We start from the raw sequence: 17,614 nt of genomic DNA, 5'->3' as shown, positions 1-17,614 counted from the left end.
TTTGAGGGACGGCTCCTTTGCTCTCTCTATCAATAGTGAGAGTATTGCTATCGCGTATGCCCTGTTTGTCCAGGGTTGTGCAGCGTAACACCGTCAGCACCACACACCACAAAAACCAACTTTCCCCTAAAATCAAAACAGTCTACCCGCAACCAACAAAGCGCTACCTGTGGCAAACTCAACTGAACCCAACAATCCAGAGATAACGAGTCAGCTTGCGCGATCGCCTCTGTACGAACTATCATTGCAGCTCAAAGGTCGAATGGTGCCCTTTTCCGGGTGGGAGATGGCCGTGCAGTACGCAGGTATCACCAGCGAACACCAAGCAGTACGCCAGCAAGCAGGAATGTTCGACATTTCCCACATGGGAAAATTCTGTTTGAGAGGGAAACAGGTAATAGAAAAATTTCAACCCTTAGTACCGTCAGACTTAAGTCGGTTGCAACCAGGACAAGCTCAATATACAGTCTTATTAAATGACAAAGGCTGCATCCTAGACGACATTATTTTCTACTGCCAAGAACCCGATGGAACCACGGGCGAAGAACGTGCAGCAATCATTGTCAATGCCGCCACTCGCATCACAGACAAAGCCTGGATTCTCACCCACTTAGACTTAAGCGAACTTATTTTTACCGACATCTCGGAAGACCAAGTTTTAATTGCAATTCAAGGCCCGGAAGCTGTTAACTGTCTCCAGCCTTTTGTCGAAGATAACCTCGCACCAATTAAAGCTTTCGGACACTTAGAAACTAAGTTGTTGGGACAGCCGAGTTTTATCGCCAGAACAGGTTATACTGGCGAAGATGGATTTGAAATCATGGTGGATACAGAAACCGGAAAACAAGTCTGGCAAAAATTCCTAGATGCTGGCGTTGTTCCCTGCGGTTTGGGTGCGAGAGATACTTTGCGTTTAGAAGCAGCAATGGCACTTTACGGTCAAGATATCGATGACAATACTACACCTTTAGAGGCTGGATTGGGTTGGGTAGTTCACCTCGATAGCAAAGGCGATTTTATTGGGCGCGAGGTTTTGGAACAGCAGAAAGCTACGGGAGTATCGAAGCGGTTGGTAGGTTTGGAAATGCAGGGGCGGCACATTGCGCGTCATGGCTATCCGATAATAGTTGCAGGGGAAAAAGTAGGAGAAATTACTAGCGGTACATTATCGCCTACTTTGAATCGGGCGGTAGCCCTCGCGGTTGTTCCGGCAAAATTAGGTAAAATTGGCCAGCAGTTAGAAGTTGAGATTCGCGGGAAAAATTACCCGGCTACGGTGGTGAAAAAGCCATTTTATCGATCGCCAAATCGCCCAAATTAAATAACGTTCGATCGGGTGAATGTCAAAGTCAAAAAATAGACTCAACCCGATGGTTTTAAGTGCTTCGAGGGCGAAATTGGATGCTTCGGTGGTTGATTTGATTTGTTTGACACACTCAAGTGCGATCGAGGATTACAAAAAAGGTTGAATTCTATGTCACAAGCCGAAAAAAATGAGGTTGAGTTAGTTTCTGCCGTGGGTATCGATTATAGCAAATTGCGAGATTTAGTGGCAGCTAACAAGTGGGAAGAAGCCGATCGAGAAACCCTGAGAGTGATGTTGAAGGTGGCGGGTACGAAACAAGAATGGCTGGATACAGAAAGTATTGAAAAATTCCCCTGCGAGGACTTGCGTACCATTGACCAACTTTGGGTAAAATATTCTAAAGGTCACTTCGGCTTTAGCGTGCAGAAGCTTATTTATCAAAGTCTGGGGGGAACCAGTGGATATAATAGCGAAGTTTGGGGCAGGTTTGGCGATCGTGTGGGTTGGAGACAAAAGAATCAATGGGTCTACTACGAAGACATCACTTTTTCAGAGAAAGCACCTGAAGCTCAGCTTCCAGTTTTAGATTGTTGGAATATTTGGGGGATTTGTTGGTGGTTTGATGGAGAGAGGGGAAGGGAGTGGGTGTCTATTCTCTCGCGTCGAGACTTGTAGAGTTTAGCATTTAGGCATTTCAGGGTAATTGGGAATTGGGAATTGGTAAATTCATCGCAAGAAATATTTTTCCACTCTCCCCTCTCCCCCTCTCCCCCTCTCCGAATTCTCTCCCTCTCCTCTTTGTTCGAGTGCCGATTTGCGGGCGTTGGTCTAAAATCAATACAGTCGTCCTCTGCTGCCTTGCTTTCGGCAAGATTTAAGCATACTTACCCTGCAACCTCATAATAATCCTTGTGCCTAACGCTTCCCAGAACCGCCAAGAGCTGGATCTGAAGACCATATTTCCATTTGAGCTAGATAACTTTCAGAGAGACGCGATCGCCGCCCTCGATGCAGGTAAATCCGTTGTCGTGTGTGCTCCCACGGGCTCAGGGAAAACTTTAATCGGCGAATACGCCATCCATCAAGCACTCTCAAGAGGGCGGCGCGTCTTCTACACCACTCCCCTCAAAGCTCTTTCCAACCAAAAGCTGCGCGACTTTCGCAATCAATTTGGAGATGAGATGGTAGGTTTGCTGACGGGCGACATCTCCTTCAATCGAGATGCGCCGATTTTGGTGATGACTACCGAAATATTTCGGAATATGCTCTACGGTACGCCGATCGGCGCTGTCGGTGCTTCTCTCACCGGAGTCGAAACCGTGGTGCTCGACGAGTGTCACTACATGAACGATCGCCAGCGGGGTACAGTCTGGGAAGAATCAATCATCTATTGTTCCAGCGAAATTCAACTCCTCGCCCTCTCAGCAACCGTTGCTAATAGCGACCAACTTACAGACTGGATTAACAAAGTCCACGGGCCCACAGAGCTTGTCTACTCAGACTTTCGGCCAGTGCCGCTACAATTCCACTTCGCCAATCAAAAAGGGATATTTCCCCTGCTAGACGAAACCGGCAAAAGAGCTAATCCGCGATTAGTCCCCAAAAAGAAGCAGCAAAAATCAGAAAGAGGTAGCATTCCGACTCCCAGTTTGACCGATGTTTTGTCTCGGTTGGACGATCGCGATATGCTACCAGCAATTTACTTCATCTTCAGCCGTCGCGGGTGCGACCAAGCAGTAGCAGAAGTAGGCAATTTCTCCCTAGTTAACGCAGCCGAAACAGCCGAACTCAAACGCATTATTGACGATTTTTTACAGCGCAACCCAGAAGCAGAACGTTTCGGTCAAAAAGAAGCACTTTTAAAAGGCATCGCCGCCCACCACGCAGGCATTTTGCCCGCCTGGAAAGGTTTAGTAGAAGAACTTTTTGGCAGAGGTTTGATTAAAGTCGTATTTGCCACCGAAACCCTCGCAGCCGGGATCAATATGCCCGCCCGCACCACCGTCATTTCCACCCTGTCCAAACGCACCGACAAGGGACACCGACTGCTAAACGCTTCAGAATTCCTACAAATGGCCGGTCGGGCAGGTCGCCGGGGCATGGATGAGCTGGGGCACGTGGTCGCAGTTCAGACCCGCTTTGAAGGCGCAAAGGAAGCCTCCTATTTGGCAACAGCCAAAGCCGACCCCCTTGCCAGTCAGTTTACGCCCAGCTACGGCATGGTGCTGAATTTGCTGCAAACTCACACGCTTGAGGAAGCTCAAGAGTTGGTAGAACGCAGTTTTGGTCAATACCTTTCTACCTTGTACTTGCAGCCGCAGCAATCAGAATTAGATCGGTTGCAAACAGAATTAGCGGTGCTCGAAGAGTCCCTAGCCGCCGGAGGTAATGTCTCTACCCTGGAAAAACAACTCGCCCATTACGAAAAATTACAGGGAAGGCTCAAAGAAGACAAACGTTTGCTGAAAACTCTATTGCAGCAAGCAGAAGAAACGCGAATTAAGGAGATGTCCGTAGCTGTAGCTTTTGCAGTGCTAGGCACGGTTCTGAGTCTGAAGGGCAAACACGTCCCGACAGCCAAACGATCGCACACAACCCCAGTCCCCGCCGTACTGGTTGCCAAAATCCCAGGTTCCGGCCAAGCACCTAATTTGGTATGTTTGGGCAAAGACAACCGCTGGTATATCGTCGCGATTAGCGATGTCGCCACCCTCCACGCCCAACTGCCCCGCTTGAGTGTCGCAGATGGCTTAAACCCGCCTCCGGAATTGACCCTGAGACTCGGCCAGTGTCGCTTGGGAAGTGAAGAAACTGTGGCAATTGCTCAATCGATCCCAGAATTGCCCGCACCGGAACCGAGCCCAGAGGCGATCGAGCAACAGCAGAAAATCGTCGCCCTCGAAGATAAACTAGAAATTCACCCTGTTCTCGAATGGGGCAATCCCGGTACTTTGCTCAAGCGCCAGCGCCGCCGCGAAGAATTGAAAAAAGAAATCCGCAAAGCCGAACAAGACTTAGAAAAGCAGCGAGCTCGCTACTGGGAGCAATTTCTCAACTTAATTGACATCTTGCTAAATTTCGGATGTTTGGAAAGAGTAATTTCGGCAGATGGGAACCGAGATGACTCCTCCGACAGGTTAGTGCCGACAATCTTGGGCCAAGCCTGCGCCGCCATTCGCGGTGATAATGAACTGTGGCTGGGTTTGTCTCTGATGTCTGCTGAGTTTGACGAACTCGACCCCCACCACCTCGCTGCTGCTTGCGCGGCCTTGGTTACAGAAGTTTCTCGGCCTGACAGTTGGACTCATTACTCGCTGTCGCCGGAAGTTTTGGCGCCTTTGGACAATCTGCAAAAAGGCCTGCGCCGCCGGTTGTTTCAAGTGCAGTACCGCCACGAAGCTGCGATCCCGATTTGGCTGGAACGGGATATCGTGACTTTGGTGGAACAGTGGGCTCTGGGCGTGGAATGGCTGGAACTGATTAGTCACACGAGTTTGGATGAAGGGGATGTGGTGCGGATTTTGCGCCGGACTTTGGATTTCTTGTCTCAGATTCCTCATGTTCCTCACGTGTCGGATTCTTTGCGGAAAAATGCTTGTCGGGCGATGCAGTTGATCGATCGATTCCCGGTAAATGAAGCGGCAACTCAGTAAGGATCGCGAATTAAATAATTTACACATATTTGTGGGATGGGCGTCCCGCCCGTCCCACAAGAACAATAAAAATTGTAAGTTATTTAATTCTCATTCCTAAGGTTCGATCGTTCGGGAGCATCTCAGTTTTGCATTTATTATAGTGCGAGCGTCCCCGCTCGCGTATTGTACAATACGCGAGCGGGGACGCTCGCACTCAAAGAAAAAATGCTTTTTACAAAAATGAGATGCTCCCGATCGTTCGGAATGCGAGTCCTTCATAAATGCGGACTAACGTCCTCACTACCAACCTTTTTTATGGCGATCGTTCGATCGCACCCGAGATCGGTTCGCTCGAATTCGATCCCATTGCAGGCGGGCGATCGCATATTTTCCTGATTTAGGTTGCAGAACGAGATAAAAAATTGTATGGTGCGGATTAATTGCTCGAAATTTTTATTTAAATTTTCCTAAGTGGTGTGGTGGGTAATTCTCGTGTCAATGCAACAAATCAAAAAGCCCAATCGAAATCAAAAAATTCGCTTTTTCACCTTCTTGCAAAGAGTCTTAATTGGAACTCTAGCGAGTACATTACTCAATCTCTCCATCCTATTTCCCTCTCCCAGTTTTGCGGAAGTAGTTCTGGGAGTTGTTCGCAGTTCCGAGAATTCCCCCGACTGGGTGAAGATTACCACGCGCCTCTGGGAAAGCGGCATTGCTTACAAACCAATCAATCTCGAAGATATTAAAAATTTGGCAGATTTAGCAGGCGTTAATGTGCTGTTTTTGCCCAATATTGAAACTTTGAGTCCGGCACAAATTAAAGTTTTAGAAGCTTGGACAAAACAGGGCGGCCGCTTGATTGCTTCGGGCCCAGTCGGCCGCAGTTCCCCAGCCTTGGTACGTCAATCTTTACGATCGCTCCTCGGGGCCTATTGGGCTTTTCCGTTGACTCAGCGGGGGGCGGTGCAACCGCGCACCCGCTGCCGCGATCTCGCTTGTACCAGTTCAAGCAACTGGGTTCCCCCAGAACAAAAAAATGCCTCTGTTCAAGGCGGCGTCTTGATTCCCGCCGACGCGAACAGTCAAACCATCGCTACCTGGAAAGATAGTTCCGGTTCCTCCGCTGCGATCGCCACCGATCGCGCTACCTATCTCGGCTGGCGCTGGGGTAGCGACGGTTCCCCAAATATAGACACGGCTTGGCTGCGGGCCTCGATCGCCCGCTGGGGAGGAACTGTGGGTAGGCCTGTCGAGCCGCCAACAGCAGCCGCACCACCGCTGCCAAATCCCCCCTCCAGGGTCACGAGAAATACCCCCAGTTCGCCGCGCAATACTCCGCTGAGCCGACTTTCTCCTTCTCCCCCCCTTCCAGATCCCGTACCTGCAACTTTTACAGACCCTTCGGATCAGTCGGCGCCGGCGGGTTTGGACGTGCAGATAAATTCCAATAAGCCGATCGTCAGCATTGAAGCCTACTTGATGCGCCAAGAACTCACCAACCTCCTCGGCAGGTTTGAAAGCGCCCTGACAGCAGCTAATTCAGGCAATACCGCCGTCAATCTCGATGCTGCTATCCCCCCTCAATTGGTGGCGTCAAGCAACAGTGTCGGTGGGCCGCAGGCGAGTCGCCCGTTGGTTTTACCAGCAGCAACCACAGGGGCGATCGCCAAGGCCCGTCAGGTTTTGCAAAATTTTGACCAACTCCTGCAAGAGCAAAAATACGCTGAGATCAGGCAGCAGTGGGTGCAAGCGCGCCAGTTGCTCTGGCAAAATTACCCCCAGGAAGGGCAGCGCATTGGGGCGGAAATTCGCGCCGTTTGGCTCGATCGCGGTACGATCGTCGCAGCGCGATCGGAACAGGGTTTGGCCGCTGTGTTCGATCGACTTGCCGCCGCCGGGATCAATACCGTTTTCTTTGAAACTTTAAATGCCGGATATCCGATTTATCCCAGTCAAGTTGCACCGCAACAAAACCCCCTCACAGTTGGCTGGGATCCTCTGGAATCTGCGGTTAAATTAGCCCACGAGCGAGGCATAGAACTGCACGCTTGGATTTGGACTTTTGCCACGGGCAATAAACGCCACAATACTTTAATTGGCAAACCTGGTTCTTATCCAGGCCCGGTACTTTCGGCCTATCCAAATTGGGCAAATATTGACAATAAAGGACGCACGCAAAACCCTAACGATGGTAAATTTTATCTCGATCCTGCAAACCCGGAAGCGCGGAATTATTTACTAAGAATTATCAGCGAAATTACCAGCAAATACAAAGTAGATGGTGTGCAATTAGACTACATTCGCTATCCTTTTCAAGATGACAATGCAGGTTTTGTCTACGGCTACGGTGCAGCAGCAAGGCAGCAATTTAAACAGTTAACTGGTACCGATCCGGTGAATATTTCGCCGAGTTCTGGCAATTTGTGGCGGCAGTGGGTTGAGTTTAAAACCAATCAAATTAATAGTTTTGTAGCTGAAGTATCTCAGCTTTTGCGGTCGAATTATCCTCGCACTATTCTGTCAGTTGCGGTGTTTCCCCACCCCGAAAGTCAGCGGATTTACAAAATTCAGCAAAATTGGGAAGTTTGGGCCCGTCAGGGGATTGTAGACTTGATTGTGCCGATGACTTATGCTTTGGATACGAACCGACTTCAACGCATTACCGAACCGCTAGCAAAGGAACAAATGCTCGGTTCAGCTTTAATTTCTCCCTCGGTTAAGTTGTTGACACTCCCGGAAGTTGTGGCGATCGACCAAATTCAAGCTTTGCGCGATTTGCCGACTGGGGGCTATGCTATTTTTGCGGTGGAAAGTATCAGCAGCGGGATGCAGAGCTTTTTTAACCGGACTCAAGGTGTCAGAGTGCGATCGTCTACGAGGGCTTCGCTAACGACTTCTGCTTCCGAACCAATTCCTTACCGCCAGCCCTTTGCAGCAGCAGCTTCGCGCTATACTGCTCTCAAGCAGGAATGGAGTTTTTTGTTGGCTAACAATCAGTTGCGGGTGTCGGAATCTGAATTGAAAGTTCTCAAAAGTCGATCGGAGGAATTGGGTGTTGCCTTGAGCAGATTGGCTGCAAGTCCTTCTGCCGAAAGCTTAACAACTGCTAAAAGATTGTTGGCGAGTTTTGAAGCTCAATTTCAATCTACGATGCGCTTGCATTCTGGGGAAAATAGCTATCAGGTGCAAACTTGGCAAAATCGTTTGGAAAGCTTGGATATGTTGTTGCGTTACGGCGAAAGGGTGGAGTTGAATCGCAGGTAAATACAGGTGTTTCGGGTGCCGGTGGCTGCGGATAGTGCGATCGTACTCAATCACCTGAATCAGTAGTTGCCCAAAAACTGTCTGCTGAAATACGCTATGGTAATTAAAATTAATACCTTAGACAGTTGTCAGTAAGGACAATCTCTGCACTGCACTTATAGCAATCTGCATTGCCTGCAATCAGTAAGTAAGTCATCGAAAAAAAAACCAGATTATCTTGTAAGGGCGGGTGCCGGTTAAAATTTTATGATAGAAGCGAGTAGAGTCGCCCTCTCACTCGCCCAACTCTTGTAATGTTTATTAGTAACCACCTACTGAGGCGGTGGAAATCCCTATTGCCTGTCCGAAGACAGGAAGGCCAGCAATCGCGATCGCCAACAGCCGGCATTGCTTCGCGCTCTCAAATCCGGTTAAAAAACTCTAATTAATACCAATCATGAAAAACATTGCTACTACGGAAATTAGAGGCTATCATCTGTTGTAGGGAAACGGCATTGCCGTATCCGGCATAGAGTTATGCAAATGAAAGATAATTTTTATATAATTAATCATTGTAGCAAGACTTTTTCAAATTGGTATAAGTTTGTAGTCACGAGGGAAGTCCTCAAAACTCTCAAAAGGCGATCGCCAACACTTTTATGATGAGTCAGGAACCGGATTTGAGACAACTCCCTCCTGTATCGCTCCAAGACTTTAAGATCTACTAATTTCCACGACCAATTTCAATTATTTTTAGGATGAATATGTTTCCTAAACCGCTGAATCGCTTTGCTACCAAAATTATCGGCAAAGCTCCATTACAAACTGTGCTCGTGCTTCCTTTTTTAGTGCAAATTGTTGGCACAGTAGGAGTTGTAGGTTGGCTGTCGTTCCAAAACGGTCAGCGGGCGGTTAACGATGTGGCCGCTCAGTTGCGGGGAGAAATTAGCGCTCGCATCAAAGACCGCATAGAAAATTATATGTCAATTCCCCACATTGTCAATCACCTGAACGTTCAAGGCGTAAAATTGGGGCAATTGAACCTAGAAGACAAACAAAAACTCGAACTTCATTTCCTCGAACAAATTCAATATTTTGATTCAATCAGCATCATTTATACAGGCAAAGAAAATGGAGACCACTCAGGAGCAATCCGCACTAAAGATCGGATTCTGATATCTGCTGCTGACAGATCGACTGGCAATAAATTAGCTCGATATACTGCTGACCCTCAAGGAAAACGCGTTAAATTAATCGAAATTTCTCCCGAAAAATACGACCCGCGAGTTCGTCCTTGGTACATAGCAGCGGCGCTAGCCAAAAAGCCTGTTTGGACTCCAATTTATACAGACTTCTTGACCAGAGAACTGGCAATTACTGCTTCTTTGCCTATCTACGACAATGATGGTAAGCTGTTAGGAGTAGCTGGCAGCGATTTGCTGTTTTCCAAAATCAAAGAATTTCTCGTCAGCCTCAAAATTGGCAAGTCGGGACAAACTTTTGTGATGGAGCGATCGGGGATGTTAATTGCCACTTCAAAGCCGGGTAAAGAATTTGCAGTACAAGGTAAAGAAGCAAAACGCATCAAAGCTTCAGCCAGCGAAAATCCGGTAATTCGCCAAACTGCACAGCATTTAGATAAATTCTACCAAAGCTTAGCTAAAATCAATAATTCTCAACAGCTTACCTTTGATGTTGACGGTCAGCGAAATTTTATTCAGGTAACTCCTTTTCAAGACGATCGAGGGTTGGATTGGCTGATTGTGGTAGTTGTACCCGAGTCAGACTTTATGCAGCAAATTAATGCCAATACCCGCACCACTTTTTTGCTGTCCGTTGCAGCTTTGATTGGGGCGACCATTCTTGGGATTCTGACTGCTAAATGGGTGGTGCGGCCGATTTTAAAATTGAATGCGGCGGCGAAAGCTTTGGCACGCAATGAATGGGATACAAAGCTCGCTTTGAATCGCGAAGATGAACTCGGAGAACTTGCCGCTGCTTTCAACAGCATGGCAGAGCAATTGCAGCATTCATTTACTTCGCTCTCGGAAAGCGAAAACCGAGTCAAACAATTTCTCGATGCAGTACCGCTAGGCATTTTTATTGTCGAAAAAAATGGTAAACCTCACTACATTAATCCTATAGGAGAGCAACTTTTTGGTCAAGGAATCATAGCAGCAGATGCCGAAAATTTGCGCCAAGCTTACAAAGTTTATTTAGCTGGAACCCAGGAAATTTACCCGGCGGAATACGACCCTATTTTAAATGCTTTGCAGGGCAAAAGTGTCACTGTCGATGACATGGAAATCTGCTCCAGTGACAAAACTGTTCCCCTACAAGTTTGGGGAACTCCTATTTACGACGCCCAAGGACATATTATCTATGGGATGTGCGCCTTTCAAGATATTACGGAACGCAAACAAGCGGAGCAACTGTTAAAAGAATACAACCAAAACTTAGCAGTCCAAGTTGCAGAACGTACCGCCGCTCTTGCCAAGGCAAAAGAAAAGTTTTCTAAAGCTTTTCGTTCTAGTCCAAATGCAATTACGATCACGAGAATCAGTGACGGTCGCCACATAGAAGTTAATGACAGCTTTTGCCAGATGATTGGCTACACGCACGACCAGATTATTGGTAAAACAGCCGTAGATCTAAATTTTTGGGCGAGTCTAGGAGAGCGCGATCGCATGATTCAAATGTTAAGAAACCAGACAGCCCTTCACAATTACGAGCTGAGATTTCGCAAAAAAAACGGTACAGAAAGAACGGCCCTGCTGTCTATTGAAACCATCGATATTGAGGGAGAAGCTTGTTTTCTCTCGATTTCGAGCGATATTACCGATCGCCAAAAAGCAGAAACCGCCCTCCGCGAAGCAGAAGAAAAATATCGCAACATTTATGAAAATGCTTTGAATGGCATTTTTCAAACTGCTGCTGACGGGACATACCTCAGCGCCAACCCCGCTTTAGCTGAACTCTACGGTTACGAATCGCCCGCAGAATTAATCGCAGCACAGCCGAATTTCAAGAACCAGCTTTACGTGAAACCCAACCGCCGCAGCGAATTTGTAGCGCTGATCGACGAGTACGGGATACTGTCTAACTTTGAATCGGAAATTTACCGCAAAGATGGTAGCATCATCTGGATTTCCGAAAATTGTCGGGCCGTGTGCGATCCCGCAGGAAATCTACTTTATCACGAAGGTTTTATTAAAGATATTACGGATAGCAAAGAAGCACAAATCAAAATGGAGCAGGCGAAAGAAGCCGCCGAAGCAGCCAACAAAGCTAAAAGTACGTTTCTCGCCAATATGAGCCACGAATTGCGATCGCCCCTGAACGCAGTCATCGGCTTTGCTCAAGTCATGATCCGCAGTAAAAATTTGTCTCCCGAAAATCAAGAAGATGTCGGGATTATCCTGCGGAGCGGCGAGCATTTGCTGACGTTAATTAACCAAGTTTTAGACTTGTCAAAAATTGAAGCTGGACGCACTACCATTAATGAAAAAAGCTTCGATTTATATCGAATCCTCGATGATTTAGAAGATATGTTTGCTCTCAAAGCTGAGGAAAAAGGCTTGCAATTAATCTTCGATCGAGATGCAGAAGTTCCCCATTACATTTCCACCGATGAAGTGAAATTGCGCCAAGTATTAATTAATTTGCTCAACAATGCAATTAAATTTACTTCACAAGGTGGAGTGTCGGTGCAAGTGAAAGGAGGAAAGCGGAATTTACACAAAAACAGCGCTGATGAAATGCCCGGCCGCTACTCGCTCCATTTTGAAGTTCAAGATACTGGTGCAGGCATTGCCACCGAAGAAATCCATCAGTTGTTTGAAGCATTTGTGCAGACAACAACGGGTAAAGATTCTCAAGAAGGGACGGGTTTAGGTTTAGCGATCAGCCGCCAGTTCGTGCAATTGATGGGAGGTGAAATTACTGTTAGCAGCGAGGTGGGCAAGGGTGCGCTATTTCAGTTTGATATCCAAGTTCATCTGGTGGAAGCTAGTGATATTGAAAGTAAAAAAGCTCTACGTCGAGTTGTTGCCCTCGAACCGAATCAGCCACCTTACCGCTTGCTAATTGTGGACGACAAACCTTTGAACCGCCAACTGTTAGTAAAACTTCTCAGTCCGTTGGGATTTCTGTTGAGAGAAGCGAATAACGGTCAAGAAGCGGTGGATATTTTTAGGGATTGGGAACCGCATCTAATTTGGATGGACATGAGAATGCCTGTAATGGACGGGTACGAGGCAACGAAACAGATTAAAACTACAACTGGCGGGCAAGCAACGGCGATTGTTGCCCTGACTGCTAGTGTTTTGGAGGAAGAACGGGCGGTGATTCTTTCGACGGGTTGCGATGATTTTATGCGGAAACCGTTCCGAGAGGAAGATATCTTTGCGGCCATGGGGAAACATTTAGGAGTACGCTATATTTATGAAGAGCCAACAGAGGTCAGTATGGGGGGTGCGGGGGAGTCTAGTCAGGATGTGCTGACACCAGAGGCGATCGCCTCTCTTTCTCCAGACTGGAGGGTTCAATTCAAGCAAAATATTTTGAGTGTAGACATGGAGGCGATCGCCAGTTCGATCGCACAAATCGGCACTATCAACCCCTCTCTGGCAGCCGCGCTTCAAGATTGCATTAATAATTTTGAATATGACAGAATTTTGACCACAATCGATCGCAGCGAACAATAGTAAATACCGATGACTTCAACTTTGCAGAACACCAATCGAGCTAATATTTTAGTAGTGGACGACACGCCACAAAACCTGCGGCTATTGGCAGAAATTTTGAGCAATCAAGGCTATCAAGTTCGCCCAGTTCCTAACGGCAAACTAGCACTATCTGCCGCTCAAAAAATGCCCCCAGATATAGTTCTGCTGGATATTATGATGCCGGATATGGATGGCTATGAAGTTTGTCAGCGACTCAAAGATTCTGAAGTAACAAAAGACATCCCGGTGATTTTCATCAGTGCGATTAACGATGTGATGGATAAAGTTAAAGCTTTTGCAGTTGGGGGAGTGGACTTTATTACCAAACCTTTTCAGGTTGAAGAAGTTTTAGCCCGAATCGAAACTCATTTAAAAATTTGTTCGTTGCAACAAAGTTTGCAAGAAAAAAATCAAGATTTAGCAACTGCTATCTACCAATTGCAAGCGACACAAGAGCATTTGATTCAATCGGAAAAAATGGCGGCACTGGGACAACTGATTGCCGGCATTGCCCACGAAATCAATACTCCGCTAGGCATCATAGGTTCATCTATTGATAATATTTCTAATTTTTGGGACGAAAATTTAGAAAAAATGCCTCAATTTTTTCAACAACTTTCTGAAGAAAGCCAAGCTTGTTTTTTAGCTTTGCTGCACAGATCTACAAATCACGAAACGCTATTTACTAGCAGAGAAAAGCGCAAAATTAAGCAGCAGTTGCGTAACGAGTTGATGGCAGGAGGCATTGAAAATGCTGAAGAAATAGCGGATAGTTTAGTTGACATGGAGATTTACGATCGCATAGAAGAATTGTTGCCATTTTTTAAATTGCCGGATTGGGAAGTGGTTTTCAATACTGCTTACCAGTTTGCGAGCTTTAAGAAAAGTATTAGCCTGATCCAAAGAGCGACAGCCAAGTCGGGAAAAGTAGTATTTGCCTTAAAAAGCTACGCTCATTTCGATAGCAAGCAAGAAAAAGTGCAGGCGAACTTGCATGATGGCATTGAAATGGTGTTAACTCTTTATCAAAATCAACTGAAACACGGCATAGAAGTAGTCAAAAACTATGGAGATTTACCGAAAATCATGTGTTATCCGGATGACTTAAATCAAGTTTGGACAAATCTAATTCACAATGCCCTGCAAGCAATGGATTATAAAGGTATTTTGACGATTGAAACTAAGCAGCAAGAGACAAATCTTGTCCTCAAATTTACTGATGACGGCAAAGGTATTCCCCCAGAAGTTATTCCCAAAATTTTTCACCCATTTTTTACGACTAAATCTGCGGGGGAAGGTAGCGGTTTGGGATTGGACATCGTGAGAAAAATTGTTGACAAACATGAAGGTACAATTGCTGTAGAGTCGGTACCTGGACAGACAAGCTTTACAGTCTCCCTCCCAATCTATTAAACTAAACTTACACCTGTTAAAAAAAGAATGCCACTGTCAGCAAGCACCAAACCCCGATTGTCATCAGTGATACCCAATCGAACATCCCCAATCCTCCAATGCCAAAATGGTATTATCCGCAGGGGCTGATTCCCGATAGCGACAGGGGCTGTCTCGCTGACAAACATAAGATTTATTGCGATTGACCGGGTTTCTTTTGTGAAGTTCTATTAAAATAAAATAGGGGACATAGATAGTGCATCCTCGCCCGAAATCAATAACATAGAAGCAAGTCATGTCGGTAAACCCATTAAAATAATAGCAGAGAGCAAAAGATGAATAAGCCTGTAATTCTTTGCGTTGACGATGAACCCGATATCTTGAAGACTCTCAAGATGCAGCTCAAGAATGAATTTAAAGATGATTATTTTTACGAATTAGCTGAAAGTGGTGATGAAGCTTTAGATTTACTGGAGGAGTTTCCAGCAGAAGCTGAGGTGATTGTGGTTGTTTCTGATTGGCTGATGCCGGGAATCAAAGGTGATGAACTGTTAATTAGAGTTCACCAAAAATATCCTAAAATCGTTAAGGTGATGTTGACGGGGCAAGCGGATAAAGAGGCTCTTCAGCGGGCAGTAAAAGAAGCCGATTTATACTGCTGTTTGTACAAACCGTGGAAAAGTAAAGAGTTAATAGATACGATCAAATCTGGGCTGGCAAAGTTATTATGAAAAAACCTGTGATTGTTTGTATTGATGACGAACCGGATGTTTTGAACAGTTTAAAGATTGAACTGAAAAAGGCGATCGGGGATCGGTGTATTATTGAAACGGCTGAGGGCGGGGAAGATGCTTTAGAGTTACTGGAAGATTTGCAGGCGGATGAATACGAGATTGCGTTGGTGCTTTCCGATTATATTATGCCGGATATTAAAGGGGATGAACTGCTTAAAAAAATTCACGAACGATCGCCCGATACGCTGACTATTATGCTGACTGGGCAAGCTGATCTGGAAGCTCTGAGCAATGCTATAAAGTATGCTAAATTGTACCGTTACATCCCTAAACCTTGGCATAATGAAGATTTAAAATTAACGGTAGTAGAAGCAATTCACAGTTACTTGCAAGACCAAAAGTTAACAGATGAAATCCTGAAGCGGCAAGAAGTAAATGCGGCGCTGTCGGCGAGCGAAAGCCGCCTGAACCAATTTTTAGCAGCTCTGCCCGTGGGGGTATCTGTTTACAATCCCGACGGCTCGATCGCCTATTTCAACCAAGCAGCGCGGGATTTGCTGGGTGCAGACACTATCCCGGAAAGCACTGCGGAACAATTAGCTGCAACTTATCAACTTTATGTTGCCAATACTGATGAGCTTTACCCGCCGGACAATCTGCCAATTTTGCGCGCACTCAAAGGAGAATTTGTCAAGGTTGACGATGTAGAAATCCGTCAAGATGGCAAAATAATTGCGATCGAGATCAATACTACGCCAATTTTTGACGCTAGGGGAAATATTGTTTATGCGATCGCAGCTTTTCAAGATATTACCGATCGCAAACGAGCCGAAAGAATACTAGCAGATTACCAGCACACCTTAGAAACCAAAATAGACGAACGCACAGAACAACTGCAACAAGCCGCCTTAGCTGCTGAAGCTGCAAACAAAGCTAAAAGCACGTTTTTGGCCAATATGAGCCATGAATTGCGGACTCCTCTCAATTCCATACTGGGGTTTGCACAAATCATGGAAGGCAGCTCCAATTTTACTGTCGAAAACCACGAAAATCTGAGTATTATTCGTCGCAGTGGCGAACACTTGCTGGCCCTGATCAATGAAGTTTTAGACTTGTCAAAAATTGAAGCGGGGCGGATGATACTTGACCCTAAAGACTTCGACTTATACCGCTTGCTTGACGATTTACAAGATATGTTTCAAATGCGGGCAAAGAATCAAGAGGTTCAGTTGCTTTTTCAGCGAGAAAATGACGTTGCCCAGTATGTGCGAACCGATGATGTCAAACTGCGGCAAGTGCTGATAAATATTCTCAGCAATGCAATTAAGTTTACGGAACAAGGTTCAATCGTTTTAAGGGTTTCACAATTAGAAAAATCGAGAATAGTTGACTTATTGAACAGTCCAACAGCTTGCATTGATACTACAAAAAGTATTAGAGAGTTTGCCACCGATAGAAGTGATGTGGCAACTGTTGTGCCCAGAGATGAGCCTGATGATTTAACTGACGATCGGGTAATTTTCCTTCAGTTTGAAATAGAAGATACAGGCGTTGGCATTGCTTCGGAAGAATTGGGGAATATTTTCAAGGCATTTGTGCAAACATCTTCGGGTCAAAGAACTCAGAAAGGTACGGGTTTGGGATTGACGATTACCCGTCAATTTGTCCGGCTGATGGGAGGAGAAATCGTCGTAGAAAGTGAATTAGAACGCGGCACAAGTTTTAAATTTGAGATTCCAGTAGGTGTGGTTGATGTTGCTAATATTCCCGCCCCAGAAATTAACCGCGAAGTTACTGGGTTGGAACCAAATCAACCCTGGTATCGAATTTTAATTGTAGACGATCGCGAAGACAACCGCCAACTTTTAGTCAAAATTCTTTCTCCCTTGGGTTTTGGAGTGCGAGAGGCTAGCGATGGCTGCGAAGCAATAGAAATGTGGGAAAATTGGCAGCCGCATTTAATTTTGATGGATCTGCGAATGCCAGTGATGGACGGCTATGAAGCTACTAAAGAAATTAGGAACAGAATACAGCAGCAAGAGCGACAAGAAAAGGGCTCTGTGATTCCGAAGATTGTTGCTTTGACAGCTAGCACTATTGAAGAAAAACGATCGTCTGCTTTATCTATAGGCTGCGACGATTTTATTAGCAAACCTTTCCACAAAACAGATATATTTGATACGCTTCACAAACATTTGGGGGTGAAGTATCTCTACTCTGACTCAACTGATTTTATCCTAACGGGCGATCGCCACAATCAATCTGACGCTCCATCTAATGCTGCGCTTGCTTATTTGCCTGCACTTCCCGCAGAATGGATAGAAAACATGAGGCAGGTAATACGTAGCGCTGATTTTGACTTAATTGCGAGGACGATCGAGGAATTAAGGTACGATCATCCTGAATTTACCGAAATCCTCCAGGATCATCTCAATAATTTTGACTACCAAAAAATTCTCACTTTAATTGCCGAGGCATAAAAATAGCATAGTAGAGGTGACAGTTGACAGTTGACAGTTGACAGTTGACAGTTGACAGCTACCCATAGCTGTCGATAGAAGAGGATTGAAGCAATGA

9 protein-coding genes are annotated in these 17,614 nt (G+C 45.9%); all 9 read left to right on the top strand.

Annotated features, from left to right (window positions below; genetic code table 11):
* Nucleotides 1-169: 169 nt before the first annotated feature.
* Nucleotides 170-1,321 carry a glycine cleavage system aminomethyltransferase GcvT gene (gene gcvT / locus JGK07_RS17010; protein WP_293181182.1) on the top strand — a complete coding sequence of 384 codons (1,152 nt, stop codon included), beginning with the start codon at nt 170-172 and terminating at the stop codon, nt 1,319-1,321.
* 19 nt (nt 1,322-1,340) lie between these two features.
* Nucleotides 1,341-1,469 carry a hypothetical protein gene (locus JGK07_RS17005; RefSeq protein WP_293181185.1) on the top strand — a complete coding sequence of 43 codons (129 nt, stop codon included), beginning with the start codon at nt 1,341-1,343 and terminating at the stop codon, nt 1,467-1,469.
* 5 nt (nt 1,470-1,474) lie between these two features.
* Complete coding sequence (locus JGK07_RS17000; protein ID WP_293181188.1) at nt 1,475-1,981, top strand: GUN4 domain-containing protein; 507 nt, start codon at nt 1,475-1,477, stop codon at nt 1,979-1,981.
* Between the two features lie 236 nt (nt 1,982-2,217).
* Entirely contained in the window at nt 2,218-4,959 is a 2,742-nt protein-coding gene (locus JGK07_RS16995; protein WP_293197124.1) for a DEAD/DEAH box helicase, read from the top strand.
* A gap of 480 nt (nt 4,960-5,439) precedes the next feature.
* The gene (locus JGK07_RS16990) at nt 5,440-8,205 is read left to right on the top strand and encodes a family 10 glycosylhydrolase (protein ID WP_293225024.1); all 2,766 of its coding nucleotides are present in this window, start codon (nt 5,440-5,442) and stop codon (nt 8,203-8,205) included.
* Nucleotides 8,206-8,942: 737 nt separating this feature from the next.
* A complete protein-coding gene (locus JGK07_RS16985; protein WP_366516872.1) occupies nt 8,943-12,890 on the top strand; it encodes a PAS domain S-box protein in 3,948 nt (1,315 codons plus the stop codon).
* 9 nt (nt 12,891-12,899) lie between these two features.
* Nucleotides 12,900-14,324, top strand: a complete 1,425-nt coding sequence (locus tag JGK07_RS16980) for a response regulator (protein ID WP_293181200.1) — start codon at nt 12,900-12,902, stop codon at nt 14,322-14,324.
* 314 nt (nt 14,325-14,638) lie between these two features.
* A complete protein-coding gene (locus JGK07_RS16975) occupies nt 14,639-15,034 on the top strand; it encodes a response regulator (RefSeq protein ID WP_293181203.1) in 396 nt (131 codons plus the stop codon).
* Nucleotides 15,031-17,517 (top strand): response regulator, encoded by a 2,487-nt coding sequence (locus JGK07_RS16970; protein ID WP_293225022.1) that lies wholly within the window; start codon nt 15,031-15,033, stop codon nt 17,515-17,517. Before JGK07_RS16975 ends, JGK07_RS16970 begins: the two co-directional genes overlap by 4 nt.
* Nucleotides 17,518-17,614: the final 97 nt, after the last annotated feature.

The sequence above is a fragment of the Microcoleus sp. PH2017_24_DOB_U_A genome, from assembly GCF_020738205.1.
In the GTDB taxonomy this organism is placed as follows: domain Bacteria; phylum Cyanobacteriota; class Cyanobacteriia; order Cyanobacteriales; family Microcoleaceae; genus Microcoleus.
Note: the sequence above shows the minus strand (reverse complement) of the source record. Positions and strands in the feature narration are given on the sequence as shown.

Bases quoted from the DNA above. Each gene is read 5' to 3' on its own strand.
- JGK07_RS17005 (WP_293181185.1), top strand. From the start codon at position 1,341: ATGTCAAAGTCAAAAAATAGACTCAACCCGATGGTTTTAAGTGCTTCG.
- JGK07_RS17000 (WP_293181188.1), top strand. From the start codon at position 1,475: ATGTCACAAGCCGAAAAAAATGAGGTTGAGTTAGTTTCTGCCGTGGGT.
- JGK07_RS16990 (WP_293225024.1), top strand. From the start codon at position 5,440: ATGCAACAAATCAAAAAGCCCAATCGAAATCAAAAAATTCGCTTTTTC.
- JGK07_RS16985 (WP_366516872.1), top strand. From the start codon at position 8,943: ATGAATATGTTTCCTAAACCGCTGAATCGCTTTGCTACCAAAATTATC.
- JGK07_RS16980 (WP_293181200.1), top strand. From the start codon at position 12,900: ATGACTTCAACTTTGCAGAACACCAATCGAGCTAATATTTTAGTAGTG.
- JGK07_RS16975 (WP_293181203.1), top strand. From the start codon at position 14,639: ATGAATAAGCCTGTAATTCTTTGCGTTGACGATGAACCCGATATCTTG.
- JGK07_RS16970 (WP_293225022.1), top strand. From the start codon at position 15,031: ATGAAAAAACCTGTGATTGTTTGTATTGATGACGAACCGGATGTTTTG.